Below are 24,304 nucleotides of genomic sequence, written 5' to 3'. Positions count from 1 at the left end.
TTCATTAACTTCTTGTCCAAGTGGTTCCTTCACGACTGTCCAGAAGCTCGATACCTTGAGCAGCCAGTTCATCACGAATTTCATCACCACGGGCAAAGTTTTTATCCTTTCGCGCTTGCGCCCTTTCCTCAATAAAACGCTGGATATCGTCATCACTCAAGCCTTCAGATACCGTCCCATTTTGCATGAAATACTCAGGGTCTTGGTACAACAGCCCTAGCAATTCTGCCAATGTTTTAAGCTCTGTGGCTAACGTCATGGCTTTTTCTGGCGCTTCTGTTTTGGCTTTATTGAGATCTCGAACCAATTCAAACAGCACAGAAATAGCCACCGCGGTATTAAAGTCGTCCTTCATCGCTTCTTCAAAACGTTGAGTGTATTCGCTCGGCGTATACTCTGCCGCCATAGGCTGATCACGCAATGCTGTGTACAAACGCTCTAATGCCACTTTCGCCTCGTTCAGACTTTGATCTGAATAATCAATCGCACTGCGATATTGACTAGACACCATAAGATAGCGCACTACTTCAGGATTAAACTTCGCCAGCACATCTCGAACGGTAAAAAAGTTACCCAATGACTTAGACATCTTCTCGTTGTTTACTCGAACCGCACCACAATGCATCCAATAATTAACATAATCTTTACCCGTTGCGGCTTCTGATTGTGCAATCTCGTTTTCATGATGTGGGAACTTAAGATCTGGACCACCACCATGAATATCAAAATGACTACCGAGACAATTCGTCGACATCGCAGAACACTCAATGTGCCAACCAGGACGTCCCTCTCCCCAAGGAGATGGCCAAGACACTTCCCCCACTTTTGTCTGTTTCCACAACACAAAATCGGCTGGATGCTCTTTTGCCGCCTCAACGTCAATCCGCGCACCGGCTAGCATTTCATCTAGCTTACGGTTGTTCAACTTACCGTAACTTTCAAATTTGCTCGTTCGATAGTAAACATCGCCCGTTGTTCCTTGATAAGCAAACCCTTTATCAATAAGAATTTGAATCATATCAATGATTTCTTGCATGAACTCAGTCGCTTTTGGCTCACGATCTGGCAGCTTATTCCCCAAACGCAGCTCATCTTCTCGCTGAGCAGCAATCATACGCTCAGTCAAGGATTGAGTAGATTCGTTGTTTTCTTCAGCGCGTTTTATAATTTTATCGTCAACGTCAGTAATGTTACGAATGTAGTTCAAATCGTAACCAAGATGACGAATAAAGCGGGAAATAATATCAAACGAGATCATGGCACGTGCGTGACCAATATGACAAAAGTCGTAGACAGTATTACCACACACATACATGCCAACCTTACCTTCCTCGATTGGTGTGAAAATCTCTTTCTTGCCACTCTGCGTGTTGTAAATCTTTAACATGTCGTTATTTTCCTTTTGCTTCAATTTTTGCCCACGAATCACGTAGTGTTACCGTACGATTAAACACAATACCCTCTTCCTTCAGGTCACGACAGAAGTAACCTTCTCGCTCGAACTGGAACCCTTGGCCTTTTTCAGAAGCCAACAACGAAGGCTCTGCTTTTGCACTCGTTAACACGGTTAAGGAGTCTGTATTGATAAAGTCTAAGAAGCTTTTATCTTCATAGTTGGCGTCTGGCGCCTCGTTAACAAACAGTCGATCATACAAATTAACCGTTGCACTCACCGCATGCTTAGCGCTTACCCAGTGAATCACGCCTTTTGGCTTATAACCTTCTGGGTTTACGCCCAAGGTATTTTCATCATAGCGACACAGTAACTCAACCACGTCACCCGCGTCGTTTTTAATCGCCTCGTCACAGGTGATTACATAACCACCACGCAAGCGAACCGCACCCTCAAGTGTCAAACGCTTCCACTTACGCGGCGGCACTTCTGCAAAATCTGCTGCATCTATAAACAGCTCCTTGCTGAAAGGCACTTCGCGCTTACCAGCGTCTTCATTTTTCGGATGGTTGCCTACTTGAAAGATTTCTTCTTTGTCTTCTGGGTAATTCGTCAAGGTAACCTTTATAGGGTTTAATACCACCATGGCGCGGTTTGCATTGGCATCCAAGTCTTCTCGAATCGCGTGCTCTAACATACCAACGTCAACCACACTGTCCGATTTGGTCACACCAATACGATCACAGAAATTACGAATCGATAAAGCGGTGTAACCACGACGACGTAGACCAGAAATAGTCGGCATACGCGGATCGTCCCAGCCCTGTACGTGTTTTTCGTCGACTAATTGCTTTAGCTTACGCTTACTGGTGACAGTGTAATTTAAATTCAAACGCGCAAACTCAATTTGTTGCGGATGAAAGGTACCCAGCGTATCCAATACCCAATCGTACAAAGGGCGATGGTCTTGAAATTCCAGCGTACACACTGAGTGGGTGACTTCTTCAATGGCATCCGACAAACAGTGGGTAAAGTCGTACATTGGGTAAACACACCACTTGTCCCCTGTTTGGTGGTGATGAACATGGCGCACCCGGTAAATAATCGGATCACGCATGTTGATATTAGGGCTTGCCATATCAATTTTTGCGCGTAAAACCACTTCACCGTCTTTGTATTTGCCATTTTTCATATCCATAAAAATGGCCATATTTTCTTCTACCGTACGATCACGATAGGGGCTATTTTTGCCTGGCTCTTTTAGCGTGCCGCGGTAGGCTCGCATTTCTTCAGCATTTAACTCGCACACATAAGCCTTACCGGCCTGCACAAGCTGCACGGCGAAATCAAACAATTGATCAAAGTAGTTCGAAGCAAACTTAGGCTCGCCTTTCCACTCAAAGCCTAACCATTCCACATCACGCTTAATGGACTCTATGTATTCGACACTTTCTTTTTCAGGGTTGGTGTCGTCAAAACGAAGGTTACATTGACCGTTGTAACGCAACCCTAAGCCAAAATTCAAACAAATAGACTTAGCATGACCGATGTGCAAATAGCCATTTGGCTCAGGTGGAAAACGCGTCAATACCTTGCCGCCGTGTTTACCTGATTCGTTATCTTTATCAATGATTTGGGTAATGAAGTTACCTGTTTTTGACGTTTCTGACATGATTGATGTAAGTCCCGATAAGTGTGATCTAACAATATTGTTACGTTAATGAATAAGTATATAGCATTTAGGTTTCTATAGGATATTGGCCAGAAAGTCTTTTGTGCTTTTTTATGCAGAAAAAAAGAATTTAGCGATAAAGAAAACCACCACACCAACCAGAATAGTTAATAGTTGTTGCTGACGCCAAATGCCTACCAAAAAAGAAGCCAAGGCACCCAATAACCAAGGATTAAAAAGCGACAAATAAAGCGCTTGATCTTGTAGGAAAATCATAGGCGTAATGATCGCTGTCAACACGGCCACCGGCACAAACTTTAACGCCTTTTCAATAAAGGGTGGCATTACTACCTTGTGCGCGCGGGCAAACAACACGAAGCGAACACCAAAGGTAACAATAAACATACCTATAATGATAAAAATAGACTCACTGACACTCATGCAACACCGCCTGACGCATCTTTTCCTTGGTCTGCCAGAAAGCCTACCAGCACCCCCACCACAGCCGACGCCAATAGTCCTAAGTTATTAGGTAAATCCACCAGCACCAATGAAGAGACGCCCGCACTGATCATACACAACCAAAAAGGCTTCGATTTTAAATAGGGCGTAATGATGCCAATAAAGGTCGCCACCATAGCGAATTCCAGCCCCCACTCGCTCATGCCTGGAATGAGCTCGCCAGACAACACCCCTAAAACCGTCGTCACGTTCCACATAACATAGAAGGCTAAAAAAGAACCAAAATACACCTGATGACCCGTTTTATCGTTTACTGCGCCGGTGCCATACATAGGTCGCAACGCAGCATAAGTCTCGTCCACCAGGCCAAACCCCATAATCAGACGCACCGGCATAGGCAAATGTTTCACAAACTTCACCATGTCTGCGGCGTACAAAAGGTGTCGTAGATTAACAATAAAAGTGGTTGAAACAATCACCCATATCGGCGCATGAAGCGCGATTAGCCCTAAAGCAACAAACTGCGCTGACCCAGCAAACACAATGGCAGACATAGCAATCGCAAACCAAGGACTTAAGCCATTACTCGATGCTAAGGAACCAAACAGTAAACCAAAGGGAATCCCTCCCACAATCATAGGGACTGAAGCCAAGGCACCACGCCGCATATGCTCTATTCTTGTCATAATTATCTCGTTGTATTGTGTCAAACTCGTGTGCTTTTTTTTCTACGCTTTATCACTAAGACAATCAGCACAACCTTTAAACCCATTCGTCTTGCTTGAAAACCAATCCGATTTGAAAGGGTAAAAACTCTGCCATGACTTAGCGAATCTGCTATGATGCCGACTTTAATTTTTCTTTTATAGTTATATTTATCAATAGACTAGCAACCTTTTAAGGAATTCGCACATCATGCCAGAAATACCAGAAAAAGCCGTTGTTGTTTACTCAGGGGGCATGGACTCTTTTACGGTACTCCACACTGCGTTGCGAAGCGGGTTGGACGTGTATGCGATCTCATTCAATTATGGTCAAAAGCACAGCAAGGAATTAACAGTTGCCGCGTCAGTCTGTCAGGCGTTAAGCATTTCTCATAAAATTGTTGATATCACCGCCATTAATAGCTTAATGGCAAACTCATCTCTCACCGGTGACACCGACATTCCTGAAGGGCACTACGAAAGCGACAATATGAAATCCACCGTGGTTCCTAATCGAAACATGGTATTGCTTTCAATGGCCATTGCTTACGCCGTGTCACTTGAAGCCGGAAAAGTCTACTACGGCGCTCATGCGGGCGACCATCATATCTACCCTGACTGTCGGCCTGAATTTGTTAATGCCATGAACGCTGTCGCCAACATCGCCAACTATCAGCCTGTAGATATCGTCACGCCTTTTTTACACGCATCAAAGGGCGACATACTTAAAGCGGGGCTGGCTATGGGCTTAGATTATGCCGATACATGGACTTGCTACAATGGTCGCGAACAATCCTGCGGGAAATGCGGTGCGTGCCATGAACGTCTTGAAGCGTTTGCTGAACAAGGAAGGCAAGATCCGCTCGCCTACGAAAACTGAGCAAATGACTTGATTCCAAAAGGGTTTGTGGTGACTGGGCTAGCGTCTTAATCAACAAACCCCTAAAATGCACTTAGAAATTTTATTTCTTTCCACCCTATCTTTTAAACATAAGTGATATAAGGGCAATACATGATCATTTTACATACTAATCACGGCGATATTCACGTTGAACTGGATTACGAAAAAGCACCTAAGACAGCAAAAAACTTTGAAGAATACGTTACTTCTGGCTTTTATGACGGTGTTATTTTTCACCGTGTCATCAATGGCTTTATGGTTCAAGGCGGTGGTTTTGAGCCGGGCATGACGCAAAAAGAAACACGCACTGCCATTGAAAATGAAGCCGACAACGGCCTTAAAAATGAAGCAGGCACATTGGCCATGGCTCGTACGATGGACCCACACTCTGCATCAGCACAGTTCTTCATCAACGTGGCTGACAACAGCTTCCTTAATCACCGCAGCAAAACACCAGATGGCTGGGGTTACGCCGTTTTTGGTAAAGTGACCGCGGGTATGGACATTGTGAATAAGATCAAAGAAGTAAAAACGACAACGAAGTCAGGCCATCAAGACGTGCCGGCAGAAGATGTCATTATTGAAAGCGCTGAATTGGTTAAAAGCGAAGACTAATGCGTCGCTATTTTATTTCTGATTTGCACTTAAGCGACAAACGCCCGGATCTTATCCGGGCGTTTGTTTTGCTTTGCCAACAGCTTGTTGAGCGAGATGAAAACGCGGAACTGTATATTTTAGGGGATTTCTACGAAGCGTGGATTGGCGATGACTACCAATCCGATTGGAACACCACCATTGAACAAGCACTGCTCACTGTCTCCACATCAGGTAGAAACCTGTACTTTATGCACGGTAATCGGGACTTCTTGATTGGTCAATGCTGGGCGAATCGCGTAGGAGCGACCCTGATAAAAGAACAAACTTGCCTTCACCTCGGAACGGGCAAGGTATTGTTAACCCATGGCGATGAATACTGCTTGGAAGACAAGGAATACCAATCATTTAGACAAACGGTACGCTCGCCCCAATGGCAAGCAAACATTCTCGCCCTACCCATCGAACAACGCCTGGCGCTAGCGGCACAATTGCGTGAAGACAGTAAAACAATGTCGAACGAGAAATCACTGTCCATCATGGACGTCACAGCCGCTGCCGCTCAACAATCTCTCGATCAGTACCAATGTGCGACCTTGATTCACGGACACACTCACAGACCCGCTATTCACAAAGAGGATCGCTATCTGCGTATAGTATTGGGTGACTGGGACAACAGTATTTGGTTAGCGTGCATAGAAGAAATGACCTTCACGCAAAGTCGATGTTCAGTGAGCGACTTCTTAACGCAAGGTTTATCAGGTTTAGAAAGGGTTCATCAAGCGCCTATTTTGATGCCGAACGCATAACGCCCCCACACCAAGCTCATGGTATGGGGTCGTATCGCGTAAATAAAATAGCTTATGCTGCAGCCGGCGGCCCACTGTGAACGCGAAAGACATCGTCTGGCTCAATGATCAACTGATGCTCCAGCTCCCGAAAAAAGGCAACGCGATCATCAATAGGTTCACTGGCGTATTCTTGCGCCAAAGCAAGATAGTCTTGGAAATGTCGCGCTTCCGATTTTAACAAAGACGTATAAAACTTAGAGAGCTCTTCGTCTAAATGAGGGGCCAATGCAGCGAAGCGCTCACAAGAACGCGCCTCAACAAATGCGCCGATAATAAGAGTGTCAACCAAACGAGCAGGCTCGTGGGTACGAATGTGTTTACGCAAACCATCTGCATAACGAGATGCCTTCAGGTGCTCGTAAGCAACGTCACGCTTTCGCATCAGTTTATGCACTTGCTCAAAATGCAGCAGCTCTTCTCGCGCCAAACGCGACATTTTATGCAACAAGTTGTCACGATCGACATAGCGATACATTAGACTCATTGCAGTTGAAGCGGCTTTTTTCTCACAATGGGCGTGATCGTTTAGCAGAAGGGGTTGATTTTCAAGCGCCCAATTGACCCAAGCAGTGGGCGATTCGCAGGGCAAAAATTCAACAAGCTCTGGGTACGCTGATAACATTAACTCTACCTTTTTAGGTTAAAAAACGAGATTATACTCGGTATTAGATTCTTAGACAGCAACGTCTTGATGTGGAAAGCAAATTCGTAATGAATGATTATTATGACGTCAAAAAACTAAAGATCGGACAACACGTTGGGGTTGAACTGGACCCGTACACGTTAAACTACCCGATGGATGACAATAAAACGACTTGGGTCGCGGATCAAGGTGGCCGCCCTTTTGTATTGCGTTTTTTCCAATCAAACAAGGGCAAGGTTGAAGACTTTTTGCAGAATGCAAGAAAATACGCCAGCGTCAAACACCCCGCCATTACCCCCAACTACCCGCCTTTTTATTCAAATCTTTGGGTCTTTTCCTGCTCAGCCGTCTGTGGCGGAGAGAATCTTTACAGTTTCTTAGGCAAATACCCGGATGGCGCACCATTAAATGTGGTCATCAGCTTATTCGACAATATGGCCAAAGCGCTGGATCAAATCCACAAAAACAACCTATACCATGGTCACCTCGACCTAAGTGCCATTCATGTCGTCAACGGGCTGGGCATTATGACGGGCTTCGGTTCCCATAACTGGATGAAGTCCATTGATGCTGACGTCATGGATCAACGTTTACTGCCTCCCGAATACCTTAAAAAAGAGCAGAAACGCAGCCCTATGGCGGATCGTTTTGCGTTCATGCGACTGCTCATGGCAGCCCTACTTGGTGAGTCCATTTTAGATAAAAACCTTCCTAGCGCTTTGCCAAGCTCACATCCCAATCTGAGCCACACTACTTGGGATAAGCTTCTTAGCTGGAGTCGTGAGCATGAACGCCACCGTCCTAAGTCGCTGACGGAAGTCATTCGTATTTTAAGAGCGAATCTTTATAAGCCAGATGAAAACACCGCCTTAGCCTCAAAGCGCGTGATCAAAAACGCAATCAAGAAAATGGACATCAAAACACACCGCCCCACTCAAATCATGAGTGCAACGGCTTTTGCTGTCGTGGCAGGATTGACCGCACTGTTTTTTTGGCCGAGCGAAGAGCCCGTTGAAAGCATGGTAGCAGTGACGCCGATCCCTACGCCACCGGAGCCAACTACAACACCGTTTGAGACATTGCCTCAAGTTTTGGAAGAGCCATTAACCACCGTTGTGGCCAAGGCGCCTAAAATAGAGAAGATTCCGCCTTCTACTTTTATGATGGGCGACCAACATCGTCAGGGCGACGATAACGAAAGACCTGCCCATGAAGTCGATATTCCCCATGGTTTTTATATTAGTAAATACGAAGTCACTTTTGATCAGTACGATAAGTTTGCCAATGCCACGAACAGAGGGTTACCGCCAGACAACGGCTGGGGGCGCGGTAAGCGCCCTGTTATCAACGTCAGCTGGTATGAAGCCAAAGCGTATACCGCTTGGCTTTCTGACGAAACGGGGGAAGAGTACCGCCTTCCCACAGAAATCGAATGGGAATACTCCGCCCGAGCGGGCTCCAATGCCGCATTCTGGTACGGCAATGACGTAAAACCGGGGTACAGCGTTTGTGACAGTTGTGGCAGCCAATGGGATGGCACCTCAACAGCACCGGTTGGCAGTCAAGCCAGCAACCCTCTTGGACTGTTTGATATGCACGGCAACGTCGCTGAATGGATAGAAGATTGCTATCACGAAAACTATGAAGGCGCACCGAGTAAGAATCAGGTCTGGTTGGCCAACCAATGCGACAACCGCGTCCTTCGTGGCGGCTCTTGGTTTGATATTCCCAGAGTAGGAAGAAGCGCAACCCGTTTTCGTGCTCAGCCTAACCTAAAAGCAAGCAATTGGGGCTTTCGTGTTGTTAGGGTTATTCGCCAACCTGATAACACGGCTAAATCAGAATAATTCCACTAAATGTCACCTATTCGAAATTGTTATGGGCTTGAAGCCCTTTTGTGGGTGTTTTTTATATAGAATGCGCACATCAAAAATTATAATACACTGTATTAAAGTCATTTAGATTCATGACATTTTGATACACAACACTTGTGTGTTGATTGCGCCACTTAGCTTTTTAGGCGGCATTATTAGCAGACGACTTTTCCGTAAATTACACATAGAGGTGGAAATGAGCCTATATCTTGAGTACTTAAAAGAAATCGAAGTTCGTAAAAACGAACTTGGTTTACATCCTAAGCCTATTGATGCTGCTGATCTAATATCAGAAATCATCGCGCAAATTAAAGATACTGAAAATGAGTACCGCGCTGATTCCCTAAACTTCTTTATTTACAACACCATTCCTGGCACAACCAGTGCTGCGGGTGTAAAAGCCGCTTTTCTAAAAGACATCATTCTTGGCAACGAAGTCGTAGCAGAAATTACGCCAGTGTTTGCGATTGAGCTTCTTTCTCACATGAAGGGTGGTCCATCTGTTGCCGTGCTTATTGATGTTGCCTTGTCTGATAGCGCTCACGCTAAAGCCGCTGCAGAAGTACTAAAAACACAAGTATATCTTTACGAAGTTGATACAGATCGTCTTGCAGAAGCTTACAAAGCAGGCAACGCGCTTGCTAAAGACATTCTTGAAAGCTACGCAAAAGCAGAGTTTTTCACCACGCTTCCTGAAATCCCAGAGAAAATTGATGTGGTTACTTACATCGCGGCAGAAGGCGATATCTCTACCGACCTTCTTTCTCCTGGTAACCAAGCACACTCTCGTAGCGACCGTGAACTTCACGGCCAGTGCATGATCACACCTGAAGCTCAACAAGAAATTGTTGCCCTAGGTAAAAAGCATCCAAACGCTAAAGTCATGCTGATCGCTGAGAAAGGCACCATGGGTGTTGGTTCTTCGCGTATGTCTGGTGTGAACAACGTAGCGCTTTGGGCGGGTGAAAAAGCCAGCCCATACATTCCTTTTGTTAACATTGCACCGGTTGTTGCAGGTACTAACGGTATCGCACCGATCTTCTTAACTACGGTTGGTGTAACTGGCGGTATCGGTCTTGACCTGAAAAACTGGGTTAAGAAAGTAGACGCAGAAGGCAATGTTGTTAAAGACAAAAACGGCGACCCTGTTCTAGAAGAGAAGTACTCTGTTGCGACAGGTACTGTTCTTACTATTGATACAAAAGCGAAAAAACTTTACAACGGTGACGAAGAGTTGGTGGATGTTTCCGACGCCTTCACACCACAAAAAGTTGAGTTCATGAAAGCAGGTGGTTCTTACGCGTTGACATTCGGTAAGAAACTGCAAACTGTAGCGGCAGACATCTTAAATATTGAAGCGCCTACCGTTTTCGCACCTTCAAAAGAGATTTCTCATGAAGGTCAAGGCCTAACCGCTGTTGAAAAAATCTTCAACCGCAACGCAGTTGGCGTTACGTCAAAAACACCTTTGCACACAGGTTCCGACGTTCGCGTTAAAGTGAACATTGTTGGTTCTCAGGACACAACAGGTCTAATGACCTCTCAAGAACTTGAGTCAATGGCAGCCACTGTCATTTCTCCAAGTGTTGACGGTGCTTACCAGTCTGGTTGTCACACTGCGTCTGTTTGGGACAAAAAAGCACAAACTAACATCCCTCGATTGATGAAGTTCATGAATGACTTTGGTGTTATCACAGCACGTGATCCTAAAGGCGTTTACCATGCGATGACAGACGTTATCCATAAAGTATTGAACGATATCACAGTGGATGACCGTGCCATTATCATTGGTGGTGACTCTCATACACGTATGTCTAAAGGTGTGGCTTTCGGTGCTGACTCCGGTACGGTTGCTATTGCATTGGCAACAGGTGAGTGTGCAATGCCAATCCCTGAATCTGTTAAAGTGACCTTCAAAGGCCACATGAAAGATCACATTGACTTCCGTGATGTTGTTCACTCAACACAAGCGCAAATGTTGAAGAAATTCGGCGAAAACGTTTTCCAAGGTCGCGTAATCGAAGTTCAAATCGGTACCCTATTGGCTGACCAAGCGTTTACCTTCACTGACTGGACAGCAGAAATGAAAGCAAAAGCTTCCATCTGTATCTCAGACAATGAAACCTTGATCCAATCTTTGGAGCTTGCTAAGAGCCGCATCCAGATCATGATCAACAAAGGCATGGAAAACCGTGACAACATGTTGCAAGGCCTTATTGACCTAGCAGACAAGCGTATTGCAGAAATTGCTTCTGGTGAAGCGCCAGCGCTTTCTCCTGATGATAACGCTAAATACTACGCAGAAATGGTTGTGGATCTAGACTTGATCGATGAGCCAATGATTGCTGACCCTGACGTTAACAACGAGGACGTATCTAAACGTTACACTCACGATGTTATCCGTCCTGCTTCTTTCTACGATGGTCGTAAAGTGGATTTAGGCTTTGTGGGTTCTTGTATGGTTCACAAGGGCGACATGAAAATCATCGCTCAAATGTTCCGTAACATGGAAGCACAAGGCAAAGAAATTAAGTTCAACGCACCTCTTGTGATCGCGCCACCAACGTACAACATTGTTGATGAGCTAAAAGCAGAAGGTGATTGGGAACTTCTAGAGAAATACTCTGGTTTCGAATTTAACGATGTCAACCCGAAAGAAGCGGCTCGTACTAAATACGAAAACATCATGTACCTAGAGCGCCCTGGTTGTAACCTATGTATGGGTAACCAAGAGAAAGCGGAGCCAGGTGATACCGTTCTAGCGACGTCAACTCGTCTTTTCCAAGGCCGCGTTGTAGAAGACACTGCGGAGAAGAAAGGTGAATCTCTATTGGGCTCAACGCCAATGGTTGTTTTATCAACTATCTTAGGTCGTTTCCCTACAATGCAAGAATACAAAGAAGCGGTTGAAGGTATTAACTTAACGTCTTTTGCTCCACCTTCTAAAGACCTTAGCGTACCCTCTATCCCTGTTAAAATGATGTAATCTATTTCATCAGACAGAGTACTAATGGGGGAAGAAGCTTCTTCTGCCTCGATTAGTACTTTAAAAGGCCTAATATTCAATTGAATATTAGGCCTTTTTTATACTCTATTAGCTTCATTGGTCGTCTTATTAGCAACAGTAAGACCCCTGCAAAGCAGACAGGCACAAAAAAGCCCCGCTAGTGCGAGGCTCCCTTCAATAATAAAAATATAACAGCGCTTATGTATCTATGCGCCTTGTAAGTTTAAATGACTAGATCACTTCACGCTCTACAAGCTCATCAAACTCTGCTTGCTCCTGACGCTCTTCTGCTGATTCAACATCGTTTGCATTGATCTGGTGTTGACGCCCTGTATGTTTAGCTTTGTGTTTAATTAACTGCTTCTCTAGTTTAGCCACTAAAAGATCGAGTGCAGGTTTAAGTTGCTTATCTGTTTTCACCGTGGCAAAAAGATCGTGACCAGGAATATGAACGCTGGCTTCTACGATTAACTGGTGAATCTCATGCTTCTCTGTATTTAGTATCACCTTGATGCTGGTTATTTGATTATTAATACGTGCCAAGTGATCCATTTTTTCTTTAACCACTTCTTGAACTTCTTCACCAGATTGGACGTGGTGACCACTAATATTCAATGTATACATAGAGAATTCCTTCTATTTTTAATCAGGTGTTTTTTACTAACTAACTTCTTTTTCTCCTCTGCACTGCCCATACCTATAATCTATGGATGATCGACTCTGATTTCAATAGCTGAGATGTAAATTCTTGCTTAAGATCAAGAAGAACACCGTTAAAACGACTATCTCTCAGTCCATAGATAAAAAAATACTACAGTAATTTCAATAAGTTAAGAGAGAAAAAGACAAAACGAGCCGCTATAAAAAATTAAAAATAAATTAAATAATTTCATCTCAATGATGAATAAATTTAACGCTTAAAGACCTTATCCCCTTAGAGCAAGCAATATTAATGGCGACGAGCCCGGATTAATCCTATGTAATACGCCCGATACATAACAGACAGAGCCACACACAGTAATGCAGGAATCAGCAAAGCCTGAAAACCCAACAGAGAAAACAACCAAGCACCCAGTGTGCCACCCGATATAAAGCCCACAACAATAATCAGAAACAACATGACTTTACGCCTGTCTCCTCCCTTCCCTCGTACTGTTGAACCCAACATAATACCAAGATCTGTAAATATACCGGTTAAGTGCGTTGTTCTTACCACAGCGCCACTGTGCTTGGTTGCCAATGCATTTTGTAAACCACACGCTACAGACGCAAAGAAGTTGCCTAGCGTATTCTGGTTCAGCAGTAACAGCATGGCCGTTATCAAAAGCAAAGCTTCAATAAACAACAAGACATCATAAAAACGGCCAATACGCAATGAACGGCCTGTAAGCAAAGCACCCGAAATGGCCGCACCAACAGTAAAACTTAACAGCATCCCAATAAGGTACAAGAGCGTTGCCGGGTCAGGGGTTAATAATGCGCGTCCCAGTAAAGTGGCCGTCCCAGACAAGTGAGAGACCGCCTGATGCTGAAAGCCGAGTAAGGCAACAGCATTAACACTGCCAGCCACCAATGCCATAACAAAGGCGCCGTATTCAATCCATTTGGGTAAACGCGTGATCATTCATACCTCCGATGATAAAGACCCTGAACACCACTATGCGGATAGCCGGATAAAATGGAATAAAGTCATCTTTTTTACAAACGATAACGCAAAAAAAACGCCAGCCCAATGGGGCTGGCGTTTTATATTAAGCACAAGACATTATTTAAGACTAATGTCTAAGCTTAGTCGTTTAGCAGGATTCGTAGCATACGACGAAGCGGTTCCGCCGCTCCCCACAACAACTGATCACCTACTGAGAATGCACTGATAAATTCAGGTCCCATGTTCAACTTACGAATACGACCAACAGGAATATCCAGTGTCCCTGTTGCCGCTGTCGGCGTTAAACGCGTCATTGTCGCCTGCTTATCATTCGGCACAACACTGACCCAATCATTGTGCTCAGCCAGCATGCCTTCAATGTCTGCCACTGGAATGTCTTTATTCAGCTTAATGGTGAAAGCCTGACTGTGGCAACGCATGGCACCGATGCGAACGCACAAGCCATCAACCGGCACGATCAGGTCTGTGTTACCTAGAATCTTATTGGCTTCCGCTTGTGCCTTCCATTCTTCACGACTTTGACCGTTGTCCAGCTGAGAATCAATATAAGGAATCAAACTGCCCGCTAAAGGCACACCAAACTGATCCACAGGCATGGTATTGGAACGCATTTGCTCGGCAACCTTACGATCAATGTCTAAAATAGCACTAGCTGGATCCGCCAATTCAGATGCGACACTGCCTTGCAGCATGCCCATTTGATTGATCAACTCACGCATATGACGTGCACCGCCACCAGAAGCAGCTTGATACGTCATGGACGTCATCCATTCGATATGACCTTTCTCGAACAAGCCACCCAACGCCAACAACATCAAACTGACGGTGCAATTACCGCCCACAAAGGTTTTAACGCCATTGTTTAGACCGTCTTTGATGACATTTAAGTTGACTGGATCGAGCACGATAATAGCGTCTTTTTCCATACGCAATGAAGACGCTGCGTCAATCCAGTAACCATTCCAACCAGCCTTACGCAATTGTGGGTAAATAGCCTTGGTGTAATCACCACCCTGACAGGTGATAATAATGTCCATTTTTTTCAAGGACTCAATATCATTAGCGTCTTGAAGTAACGGAATCTCTTTACCAATTTCTGGACCTTTCTGCCCCGTTTGAGACGTAGTAAAAAAAACCGGATCAATGTGATCGAAGTCTTTTTCCTCTCTCATACGTTGCATCAACACAGAACCGACCATTCCGCGCCATCCGACTAAACCTACAGTGTGTTTTGACATGGTTATTATTACCTTTTTTTGTGGGGCCACTCATACCAAGAGCAGTGTCCCGAGTGAATGCCTAACGACCTTATGACGCTAGGCTTTTAGTGCTTTAAGTACAGCATCACCCATTTCTTGGGTGCTGACAGTATTACACTCTTTTGATGCGATATCTGCCGTTCTCAAACCAAGGTCAAGAACCTGACTGACGGCCGCTTCAATCGCATCCGCTGCATCTTTTGCGTCTAAAGAATAACGCAACATCATAGCAACTGACAAAATAGTCGCCAAGGGGTTTGCGATGCCTTTACCAGCAATATCCGGCGCTGAACCGTGACAAGGTTCGTACATCCCACGACCTTCTGCATTAAGAGAAGCCGACGGCAACATACCAATCGATCCCGTTAGCATTGCAGCTGCGTCCGATAGAATATCACCAAACATGTTGCCCGTAACCATGACATCAAACTGTTTTGGTGCACGAACCAGCTGCATCGCTGCGTTATCAACCAGCATATGAGTCAATTCAACATCGGGGTATTCTTTTGCAACCTCCTCCATGATTTCTTTCCACAGTACCGTTACTTCCAGTACGTTGGATTTATCAATGGAGCAAACACGTTTGCCACGTTGACGCGCCGCTTCAAACGCAGAACGGCCAATACGACGAATTTCAGACTCACTGTAGACGTAAGTGTTGTAGCCTTGACGCTCGCCATTGTCGAGAGTACGAATGCCACGAGGTTGTCCAAAGTAGATACCACCGGTCAATTCACGAACAATTAGGATATCCAGTCCGGCCACAATTTCTGGTTTCAAACTAGAAGCGTCCGCCAACTGTGGGTACAAAATGGCTGGACGTAGATTAGAGAACAACTCAAGGTTAGAACGTAAACCCAACAAACCTTTTTCAGGGCGCACAGACATGTCTAGCGCATCCCATTTAGGTCCACCCACAGCGCCTAATAAAATCGCATCCGCTGCCTTCGCTTTTTCCAATGTCACGTCTGGCAAAGGAGAGCCTGTCTCGTCATAGGCCGACCCGCCGACGAGTGCACTTTCGTGTTTGATATCCAGTCCAAACTGATCGTTTACTGTGTCCAATACGCGCACCGCTTGGGCAACAATTTCTGGGCCAATGCCATCACCGGGCAATATTAGTACATTCTTACTCATGTTAAATCCTTAGAATACAGGGTCTTTTTTAAACGTTTTAGTATCGATTTTACTGCTCGCGCGATAAAAACAACCAAGGTGCTTCTTGCATACGTCTTTCTTCGTAACGACGGATAGCGGCATCCTGCTGTAAGGTCAAACCAATATCGTCCAAACCATTCAACAAACAATGCTTGCGGAAGTTATCGACAACAAACTCAAACTGTGCACCAGAAGGCGAGGTTACCGTTTGGTTTTCAAGATCGACAACAATCTCTGCGCCTTCACGCAACGCCACTTCTGAAAACAACTGATCCACTTCATCAGGGTGCAACACAATCGGTAACAAGCCATTTTTAAAACAGTTGTTGTAGAAAATATCGGCAAAGCTAGGTGCAATAATTGAACGAAAACCGTAGTCATCTAGTGCCCAAGGCGCGTGTTCCCGGCTGGAACCACAGCCAAAGTTTTGACGTGCCAACAAAACGCTTGCGCCTTGGTATCGAGCTTGGTTTAGTACAAAATCTTCACGAATTGGACGACCGTCACACTCTTGATCGGGCTGCCCTTCATCTTCGTAACGCAGCTCATCAAATAAATTTTTACCAAAGCCCGTGCGCTTGATGGATTTTAAGAACTGCTTTGGAATGATCATATCGGTATCAACGTTGGCCAAATCCAAAGGAGCGGCTAACCCTGAGTGTTTAGTAAAGGGACGCATACTTTTCTCCTTTTTAGTGTTTTACCAATTCGTTAACATCAACAAAGTTGCCTGCAATAGCCGCCGCTGCCGCCATCGCTGGACTCACTAGATGCGTTCGACCACCAAAACCTTGGCGACCTTCAAAGTTACGATTCGATGTGGAAGCACAATGCTCGCCTGCACCCAACTTATCCGCGTTCATCGCCAAACACATTGAGCAACCTGGTTCGCGCCATTCCAACCCAGCCTCTTCAAAAATGGTGTGCAAGCCTTCTTTCTCAGCTTGCGCTTTCACGAGACCAGAACCTGGCACAACAATCGCTTGCTTCAAAGTAGAAGCCACTTTACGACCTTTAACGACTTGCGCCGCAATGCGTAAATCTTCAATGCGTGAGTTGGTGCAAGAACCGATAAAGACACGGTCTAACGTGATGTCTGCCAAGGTGGTTTTGCCTTCTAAGCCCATGTATTTCCAAGCACGAGCATAACCCTCTTTTTTCACTGGGTCTTTTTGGTCTTCAGCATGTGGAATCGCTTCATCAATAGCGATCACCATTTCTGGCGACGTACCCCAAGTAACCTGCGGCTTAATGTCTTCGGCTTTGATCACCACCACTTCTTCAAACTTCGCGTCTTTATCAGACACAAGATCTTTCCATGCAGCAACCGCCATGTCCCACTGTTCGCCTTTTGGCGCATAAGGACGACCTTTGACATAATCAATCGTGGTATCGTCTACCGCAATCAAGCCCACACGAGCACCCGCTTCAATGGCCATGTTGCACACCGTCATGCGCCCTTCCATTGACAAGGACTGGATACCTGTACCGCCAAACTCAATCGCAAAACCGGTTCCGCCCGCGGTGCCAATCGCACCAATGATGGCCAACACAACGTCTTTTGCCGAAACCCAAGGTGAAAGCTCACCATCGACTCGAACCAACATGTTACGGCTTTTCTTTTGTACCAAACATTGAGTCGCCAGCACATGCTCTACTTCAGATGTTCCGATACCATGGGCTAATGCACCAAAAGCACCGTGAGTAGAGGTATGAGAATCCCCACATACAACGGTCATGCCTGGCAAAGTCGCACCTTGTTCTGGCCCAACAACGTGCACAATACCTTGGCGAATGTCTTTCATATTGAATTCGGTAATACCAAATTCATTACAATTGTCATCCAGTGTCGTCACCTGAATTTTAGACACAGGGTCTTCAATGCCATCCACGCCCGACATACGCTCTGTTTTTGTCGTTGGTACGTTATGATCCGGTGTTGCCAAGCTTGACGATACACGCCAAGGTTTACGACCCGCTAGACGCAAACCTTCAAAAGCTTGTGGTGACGTTACTTCATGAAGCAACTGTAAATCGATATAAATCAACGCACTACCATCATCGCGTTGCTGTACAAGGTGGCTGTCCCACAACTTGTCATAAAGGGTTTTTGCAGACATATATTCTCTCCTCAGAAATCTATTGCGCTATCCTAAAACTTTGGCTTAAATAACGCCAATTCATATTTTTCATATTTTGGATAATTTTTTGGAATGATAGACATTGCCGAGTTGCTGACCTTCATCAAAGTCGCTGAAACTGCTTCCTTTTCTGAGGCCGCTGTCCAGTTATTTGTGACGCAACCTGCGGTCAGCAAACGCATTTCCGCATTAGAAGGCAACTTAGGTGTGCGTTTATTCGATCGTATTGGCCGCCAAGTTCAATTGACTGAAGCTGGCGTTCGCCTGTTGCCAAAAGCCCGTAAAATGGCAGAGGATTTACAGGACATCCAGCGTAGCATGTCTCTGCAAATGCAAGATGTGAGCGGAGAATTAAGGCTGTCGACCAGCCACCATGTGGGATTACATCGGCTCCCTAAGTCCTTAAAATCATTCCAAGAAAACTTCCCAAGCGCGCAGCTAGAAATAGAATTTTCTCAATCTGAAGAAGCGTATCAAGATGTTGTCAAAGGCCGCGCTGAATTAGGCATTATTACCCTATCAAACAAGGACAATGCCTTAATTGAGTCTTTACCCATCTGGTCAGACCCTTTAACCTGTGTAGTCAGCAGAGATCACCCTCTTGCCCACGTTAAGGGATTGTCTCTACAGGAACTGGCGCAGCACGCTTGTGTTTTGCCCAACAAAAATACCTTTACTCGTCAGATTGCAGAGCAGGCATTTGGGAAGCAAGATCTCAAGCCCCTCGTTCGGATGAGTACCAATAATTTAGAAACCTTAGCCATGCTGGTTGGTATTGGTTGGGGATGGTCACTGTTACCCTCAACGTTGGTAGACGAAAAACTCTGTGTGCTGGCGATTGAAGACCTTAATGTCGAACGCAAACTGGGCGTTATCTACCATAAACAACGCACATTAAGTCGAGCGGCACTGGCGTTTATCGACCTGTTAAAAAGTGACGGCGCCAGTCGCCTGTAAGAACATAACGCAACAACATAACCTCAACGTTTTTGACGAATCAACAGCGTTGCCTTTCTTTTATTAGAGCGAGTATGATCATGGACAATTCTTCACAGTGGTGGCGTGGTGCCGTCATATATCAGGTTTATCCACGCAGTTTTTTTGACTCTAATAACGATGGCATCGGTGACCTTCCAGGGGTAACCGCAAAAATGGGCTATATTGCCGCCCTTGGCGTTGATGCTATCTGGTTGTCGCCTTTTTTCACATCGCCAATGAAAGATTTTGGTTACGATGTGGCGGATTATTGCAACGTAGATCCTATTTTTGGCACCCTAGATGACCTCGACCGACTGATTGAGAGCGCCCATGAACACGGGCTGAAAGTAATGATCGATCAAGTTCTTAACCACTCCTCTGATCAACACCCTTGGTTTGTCGAATCACGCAGCAGCCATAACAATGACAAAGCAGATTGGTATGTCTGGGCAGATGCACAACCCGATGGAACGGTTCCCAATAACTGGCTATCGGTTTTTGGTGGCCCCGCTTGGCACTGGGACAGTCGCCGTCGACAATATTACCTGCACAACTTTTTAGACAGCCAACCAGACTTAAACTTCCACAACCCAGAGGTCGTTGACGCAGTACTCGACACAGTAGAATTCTGGTTAAAACGAGGCATTGATGGTTTTCGTCTCGATACAGCAAACTATTATTACCACGACCTTGCCTTACGAAATAACCCCCCTAAAGAAGAAATCGTTGAAGGCAGTATCGGCGTTCGTTTAGATAATCCTTATGCCTACCAATTGCACCTTTACGACAAATCGCGCCCTGAAAACATCGGTTTTTTACAACGTCTGCGGGCATTGCTTGATCAATACCCGAATATCACCACGGTGGGAGAAGTGGGTTGTGACTTCGCCCTAGAAACCATGGCCGCCTACACCCAAGGCAATGACAAACTGCATATGTGCTATTCCTTTGACCTCTTGACCCATGACGCCACCATGGGACATGTGCGCAACACGATGGAAACGATCGAAGCAGGCTTAGGAGATGGCTGGCCATGTTGGTCAATTGGCAATCACGATGTTGCGCGAGTGGCAACACGTTGGGGAAACAACGAACACGGACTGGCGAAAAGTAAAGTGTACATGGCCATGTTGCTAAGCCTACGGGGCAGTGTGTGCTTGTATCAAGGAGAAGAATTAGGACTACCTGAAGCAGAATTAACCTTTGAACAATTGGTAGATCCATTTGGCATTGCATTTTGGCCAGAGTTTAAAGGACGAGATGGCTGTCGAACGCCCATGCCTTGGGAAAGTACAGAACAAGGTGGCTTTACTCAATCCGCCACACCCTGGCTACCTATTGATGAAAAGCAACGTCCGTTGGCGGTCAATAAACAAGAAGGCAACAGAGAATCGGTGCTACATGCTTATCGAGACTTCTTACACATTAGGCGAACACACCCTGCACTTCGTTCAGGCGACATAGAGTTTCTTTACCATGACGACACCACCCTTACCTTTGTGCGCCGTCATCAAGATGAAACGCTCTTTATTGCAATCAATACCTCTATTCAGGACACCTTACTTCCTTTAGAACACACCCTGAACCCCATCACTTTGCCTGAGGCCATTAGCAGTGGTTATATTAAAGACGAAACCATTGTGTTACCGCCTTTTAGCGTCCTTGTTGCACAGGTGACGCCATCAAACTAAGTGGATAAAAGCAGTGGCCGAGTTATGAAGACAGTTGTTCATGACTCGGCCATGCATTAATAATGGCCTTAACTAAGGTGGCTAAAGGAATGGCGAAGAACACTCCCCAAAAGCCCCACACACCACCAAAAAATAATACCGCAACAATAATAGCCAGAGGATGCAAATTCACCGCCTCAGAAAACAGCAAAGGAACCAAAACATTACCATCTAACGCCTGAACAACCAGATAGGCGATCGCTACATAGACAAATTCGTTGCCAGTACCAAACTGGTAAAACGCCACTAACATGACGGGGATCGTGACCACAGCGGCACCAATATAGGGAATAAGAACAGACAACCCCACCAGCAAGGCCAATAACTCTGCGTACTTCAGCCCAAATACCAAAAAAACAAGGTACGTCACAATGCCCACTACGCACATCTCAATGAATTTGCCACGAACATAATTGGCAATTTGATCGTTCATTTCATGGGCAACATTGCGCATCATTTTACGTTCATTCGGTAGCCAAGACGTTAAATAACGCAGTATCTTCTGCTGATCTTTCAGCAAGAAAAAAATCACCAAAGGCACCAACACCAAATAAATCATGACAGAAAACAGGGAGGGAATACTCGAAATGGAAAAAGACACTAACCACTGGCCGACGCTGGCCGACTCATTGGCCAATGAATTGGTTAACTCATCGATCGCCGCTTGACTCACAAGATCGCTGTATCCCTCAGCAAACCGCTGCACTTCATCACGAATAACCGTAAACATTCTAGGTACGTCTTGAACAAAGCGCACCGCCTGCCGCCATATAATCGGCACCATAACACTGACAAAGACCCCACATACCGTCAAAAATGCACTAAAAACAAGAAATACCGACGCGGTATGCCCCAAACCAAGCGATTGCAATCTGTCCACCAACCCTTGCAATAAAAAAGCGAGCACAATGGCAATTAAAATAGGGGCTAAAATCCCCCCCCAAAAAGCCAACGCTATGAGCACACCTACCAACAATAAAAGAAATATCACCACTTCTTCGTTGGATAAATAGCGTTTAATGAGCGTATCAACCGTTTTAAACATAGTGAGCCTATTCTAGTTTTTTTGGATGTCGAAAAGGTAAACACCCTTCTCTTCATAGGTGGACAATAGACGATAACCGACCAGTTCAACATACTTGGGAATGTCTTTTAAAGAACCTGCGTCACATGTTGTCACACATAAACGTTGACCCACCGACATTTTGCTTAACGCCAATTTTGCTTTAAGTAACGGCATAGGACAACGATCTTCTCTTGCATCTAAGATTACGTCATACTGGCTCTCTGAATGAATCATCATGTTAACTTTTTATCCAAAAATTGTATGTGTCATATTATGAGACTATTTTCACACGTTACAACAGGGCTGAGCATTCTCACCCTTGTTTTTGCCAGTACTTTTTCTCAGGCCAGTTTGCCTGACCTCGAAGCCAATAAAGATGAAAGAGCCTTATCTAATCCCTCTTATATTCTGGGCCAATATTGGTTTAGAAAGCTAAACGGTAGCCGTGCCTTAATCGACTTCCCTCCTGCCTATGACTACCTAAAACAAGCCATGTCACGCATTTTGCCACAAACCAGTTTGTACAATACAACCATTGAAATGACCCTCCTCAACAGCTCCCAAAGCAACGCTTTTGTAATTCCTGGCAATCACTTGTTTATTTATTCCGATATTATGGAAATGATTGACAACGAAGACATGCTTTATGGCTTGTTGGCCCATGAAATTGCTCACCTAGATCTTCGTCACTATGAAAGGCAAACACAACGTTCTGGTGAAGAGTTACAAAAAACCTTAGTCATGTTGGGAGCAGGTATTGCAGCGGCTTTAGCGGGTGGAGGCGGTGATGCCACTACTGCGCTTTGGTTAGGCGGCATTGCCAATCAAGCAGAAAATACCCTGACTTACAGCCGTAACCAAGAGCAAGAGGCCGATCGTCGTGGCCGGGGCTATTTAACCGAGGCCAATTTGGCGCCCGATGGCATGACACAACTTTTTCAGGCGTTCTTTCGACAAGCACTAGGGCGTCCAAAACTTGAGTTTTTGTCTACGCACCCATCACCCGATTCTCGCCTTGCGGACTCACTTAATGCCGATACCAAAAGTACAATTTTAAGCAAACGCGAACAAAGTGACTTTATCTATTTTCGAGCCAGCGTCTTAGCTTACCGTGCGGGTCTTGAAGAGAAGCCTTTAACGTACCTTGAGCAGAAGATTTACGACCAAGACGCTAAGTTGTTTGCAAAAGCCCTTTTTTCATATCTTATTCAGTCGCCTGAACGTGCACTCTTATTTCTAAAACAACAATCCGCTCAAAATACATTTGGGGAGTACTTGAAAGCGTTAAGTTATGCGGCATTAGAAAAAAAAGCAGAATCATTGGCTATTATTGATACAAGACTGGCCTTAGCCCCTAATAGTCTTTTGTTCTCCTCTTTACGATCACAATTAAACCAAGATAAGCCCTCTGTTTTAAATGCTGAGTATTTGTATGAAAATCGATTAATATGGCGAGCAAACATTCAATATTATAAATCGATTGGCAACATTCCCATGGCACTGCATTATCGAGCACTTTTGGACTTTAGCCAAGGCAAAGACAAAACAGCCGGATATTTGATAAAGCGTGCGGAACGAGATGCCGTCGCTCATGAAAAAGACATTATCAATAGTACGAAACTGTATTTTGATAAAATAAACGAAGCTGAGAAACAAGAAGACTTGGACGATGAAACATGAGAATACATATTTTATAAGTGAGGTATTTCCTATAACAAAAAAAGCCAAACAAAAATGTTTGGCTTTTTTATCATTATTTACAGCTTAAATATTATTGCGCACGTTGAGCACGAAGATCATCAAATTGTGCTTGAAGCTCAGCATATTTTTCGCTGTATACAGCCTCTTTTTGATTTACCGTGTAAGCACCGTTCAGATCAACACTTGTATCAACCGTTGCGCCCATGTTTTCCAGAGAGTGGGCCAATGACTCAACGCCAGCCTTAGTGGTTCGTAGTTGATCAAATGCCGTGTCGTCACTTGCGAAAGCCGCTGTTGTCATTGTAGAGGTAGCAAGAACAGCAAGAAGTGTTTTATTTAGCGTTTTCATAATAAGGGCCTTTTATAAAATATTATCTGAATCAGTGACTTTGTCAGCGGGTACCGCGCAGCTGCGCAAAAGCGGCATCGCTCTTTAAGAATACGACCTCATCCCGAGTTTTATCGCCTTGTATAGCTCTGTTGATCTGATTTCCGACTATG

22 protein-coding genes are annotated in these 24,304 nt (G+C 45.1%); 8 read left to right on the top strand and 14 right to left on the bottom strand.

The window, feature by feature from the left end:
- Positions 1-4: 4 nt before the first annotated feature.
- The 4 genes from cysS to LG368_RS07925 form a co-directional block, all read right to left on the bottom strand.
- Complete coding sequence (gene cysS, locus LG368_RS07940) at positions 5-1,387, bottom strand: cysteine--tRNA ligase (RefSeq protein WP_226754200.1); 1,383 nt, start codon at positions 1,385-1,387, stop codon at positions 5-7.
- Positions 1,388-1,391: 4 nt separating this feature from the next.
- Positions 1,392-3,065 carry a glutamine--tRNA ligase/YqeY domain fusion protein gene (locus LG368_RS07935; RefSeq protein WP_226754199.1) on the bottom strand — a complete coding sequence of 558 codons (1,674 nt, stop codon included), beginning with the start codon at positions 3,063-3,065 and terminating at the stop codon, positions 1,392-1,394.
- A gap of 111 nt (positions 3,066-3,176) precedes the next feature.
- Positions 3,177-3,506, bottom strand: a complete 330-nt coding sequence (locus tag LG368_RS07930) for an AzlD domain-containing protein (RefSeq protein WP_226754198.1) — start codon at positions 3,504-3,506, stop codon at positions 3,177-3,179.
- On the bottom strand, positions 3,503-4,213 hold the full coding sequence (locus LG368_RS07925) for an AzlC family ABC transporter permease (RefSeq protein WP_226754197.1): 711 nt from the start codon (positions 4,211-4,213) through the stop codon (positions 3,503-3,505). The genes LG368_RS07930 and LG368_RS07925 overlap by 4 nt, the downstream gene beginning before the upstream one ends.
- A gap of 238 nt (positions 4,214-4,451) precedes the next feature.
- Here LG368_RS07925 and queC point away from each other — a divergent pair, with 238 nt between their 5' ends.
- The 3 genes from queC (at position 4,452) to LG368_RS07910 (ending at position 6,535) form a co-directional block, all read left to right on the top strand.
- Positions 4,452-5,111, top strand: coding sequence for a 7-cyano-7-deazaguanine synthase QueC (queC, locus tag LG368_RS07920; protein ID WP_226754293.1), 660 nt, complete (start codon positions 4,452-4,454; stop codon positions 5,109-5,111).
- Positions 5,112-5,243: 132 nt separating this feature from the next.
- On the top strand, positions 5,244-5,747 hold the full coding sequence (locus LG368_RS07915; RefSeq protein ID WP_226754196.1) for a peptidylprolyl isomerase: 504 nt from the start codon (positions 5,244-5,246) through the stop codon (positions 5,745-5,747).
- Positions 5,747-6,535 carry a UDP-2,3-diacylglucosamine diphosphatase gene (locus tag LG368_RS07910; RefSeq protein WP_226754195.1) on the top strand — a complete coding sequence of 263 codons (789 nt, stop codon included), beginning with the start codon at positions 5,747-5,749 and terminating at the stop codon, positions 6,533-6,535. The genes LG368_RS07915 and LG368_RS07910 overlap by 1 nt, the downstream gene beginning before the upstream one ends.
- Positions 6,536-6,587: 52 nt before the next feature.
- Here LG368_RS07910 and LG368_RS07905 read toward each other — a convergent pair whose 3' ends face one another.
- Positions 6,588-7,199, bottom strand: a complete 612-nt coding sequence (locus LG368_RS07905) for a MiaE family protein (RefSeq protein ID WP_226754194.1) — start codon at positions 7,197-7,199, stop codon at positions 6,588-6,590.
- A gap of 89 nt (positions 7,200-7,288) precedes the next feature.
- Between LG368_RS07905 and LG368_RS07900 the strand changes: the two genes are divergently transcribed.
- Both LG368_RS07900 and LG368_RS07895 read left to right on the top strand, forming a co-directional pair.
- A complete protein-coding gene (locus LG368_RS07900) occupies positions 7,289-9,067 on the top strand; it encodes a formylglycine-generating enzyme family protein (protein ID WP_226754193.1) in 1,779 nt (592 codons plus the stop codon).
- A 223-nt stretch (positions 9,068-9,290) separates the two neighbouring features.
- Positions 9,291-12,080, top strand: a complete 2,790-nt coding sequence (locus LG368_RS07895) for a bifunctional aconitate hydratase 2/2-methylisocitrate dehydratase (RefSeq protein WP_226754192.1) — start codon at positions 9,291-9,293, stop codon at positions 12,078-12,080.
- 252 nt (positions 12,081-12,332) lie between these two features.
- On the opposite strand, the gene hpf is transcribed toward LG368_RS07895, so the two are convergent.
- The 6 genes from hpf to leuC form a co-directional block, all read right to left on the bottom strand.
- Positions 12,333-12,725 carry a ribosome hibernation-promoting factor, HPF/YfiA family gene (hpf, locus tag LG368_RS07890; RefSeq protein WP_226754191.1) on the bottom strand — a complete coding sequence of 131 codons (393 nt, stop codon included), beginning with the start codon at positions 12,723-12,725 and terminating at the stop codon, positions 12,333-12,335.
- A gap of 325 nt (positions 12,726-13,050) precedes the next feature.
- Positions 13,051-13,725 carry a YoaK family protein gene (locus LG368_RS07885; RefSeq protein ID WP_226754190.1) on the bottom strand — a complete coding sequence of 225 codons (675 nt, stop codon included), beginning with the start codon at positions 13,723-13,725 and terminating at the stop codon, positions 13,051-13,053.
- 164 nt (positions 13,726-13,889) lie between these two features.
- The gene (gene asd / locus LG368_RS07880; protein WP_226754189.1) at positions 13,890-15,008 is read right to left on the bottom strand and encodes an aspartate-semialdehyde dehydrogenase; all 1,119 of its coding nucleotides are present in this window, start codon (positions 15,006-15,008) and stop codon (positions 13,890-13,892) included.
- Between the two features lie 78 nt (positions 15,009-15,086).
- The gene (leuB, locus tag LG368_RS07875) at positions 15,087-16,166 is read right to left on the bottom strand and encodes a 3-isopropylmalate dehydrogenase (protein ID WP_226754188.1); all 1,080 of its coding nucleotides are present in this window, start codon (positions 16,164-16,166) and stop codon (positions 15,087-15,089) included.
- A 49-nt stretch (positions 16,167-16,215) separates the two neighbouring features.
- On the bottom strand, positions 16,216-16,866 hold the full coding sequence (gene leuD, locus LG368_RS07870; protein WP_226754187.1) for a 3-isopropylmalate dehydratase small subunit: 651 nt from the start codon (positions 16,864-16,866) through the stop codon (positions 16,216-16,218).
- Between the two features lie 13 nt (positions 16,867-16,879).
- The gene (leuC, locus tag LG368_RS07865) at positions 16,880-18,307 is read right to left on the bottom strand and encodes a 3-isopropylmalate dehydratase large subunit (RefSeq protein WP_226754186.1); all 1,428 of its coding nucleotides are present in this window, start codon (positions 18,305-18,307) and stop codon (positions 16,880-16,882) included.
- Positions 18,308-18,400: 93 nt separating this feature from the next.
- On the opposite strand from leuC, the gene LG368_RS07860 reads away from it, so the two are divergent.
- Both LG368_RS07860 and LG368_RS07855 read left to right on the top strand, forming a co-directional pair.
- Positions 18,401-19,285 (top strand): LysR family transcriptional regulator, encoded by an 885-nt coding sequence (locus LG368_RS07860; protein WP_226754185.1) that lies wholly within the window; start codon positions 18,401-18,403, stop codon positions 19,283-19,285.
- A gap of 80 nt (positions 19,286-19,365) precedes the next feature.
- Positions 19,366-20,997: an alpha-glucosidase gene (locus LG368_RS07855; RefSeq protein ID WP_226754184.1), complete on the top strand. Its 1,632-nt coding sequence runs from the start codon at positions 19,366-19,368 to the stop codon at positions 20,995-20,997.
- A 22-nt stretch (positions 20,998-21,019) separates the two neighbouring features.
- Here LG368_RS07855 and LG368_RS07850 read toward each other — a convergent pair whose 3' ends face one another.
- Both LG368_RS07850 and LG368_RS07845 read right to left on the bottom strand, forming a co-directional pair.
- On the bottom strand, positions 21,020-22,081 hold the full coding sequence (locus LG368_RS07850; RefSeq protein WP_226754183.1) for an AI-2E family transporter: 1,062 nt from the start codon (positions 22,079-22,081) through the stop codon (positions 21,020-21,022).
- A 12-nt stretch (positions 22,082-22,093) separates the two neighbouring features.
- Entirely contained in the window at positions 22,094-22,339 is a 246-nt protein-coding gene (locus tag LG368_RS07845) for a sulfurtransferase TusA family protein (RefSeq protein ID WP_226754182.1), read from the bottom strand.
- 36 nt (positions 22,340-22,375) lie between these two features.
- On the opposite strand from LG368_RS07845, the gene LG368_RS07840 reads away from it, so the two are divergent.
- A complete protein-coding gene (locus LG368_RS07840; protein ID WP_226754181.1) occupies positions 22,376-23,782 on the top strand; it encodes a M48 family metallopeptidase in 1,407 nt (468 codons plus the stop codon).
- A gap of 91 nt (positions 23,783-23,873) precedes the next feature.
- On the opposite strand, the gene LG368_RS07835 is transcribed toward LG368_RS07840, so the two are convergent.
- Positions 23,874-24,152: a hypothetical protein gene (locus tag LG368_RS07835; RefSeq protein WP_226754180.1), complete on the bottom strand. Its 279-nt coding sequence runs from the start codon at positions 24,150-24,152 to the stop codon at positions 23,874-23,876.
- Positions 24,153-24,304 lie beyond the last annotated feature (152 nt).

The organism is Marinomonas algarum (genome assembly GCF_020532605.1).
Classification (GTDB): domain Bacteria; phylum Pseudomonadota; class Gammaproteobacteria; order Pseudomonadales; family Marinomonadaceae; genus Marinomonas; species Marinomonas algarum.
The sequence above is the reverse complement of the archived record's forward strand: the minus strand, read 5'-3'. Positions and strand labels throughout refer to the sequence as shown.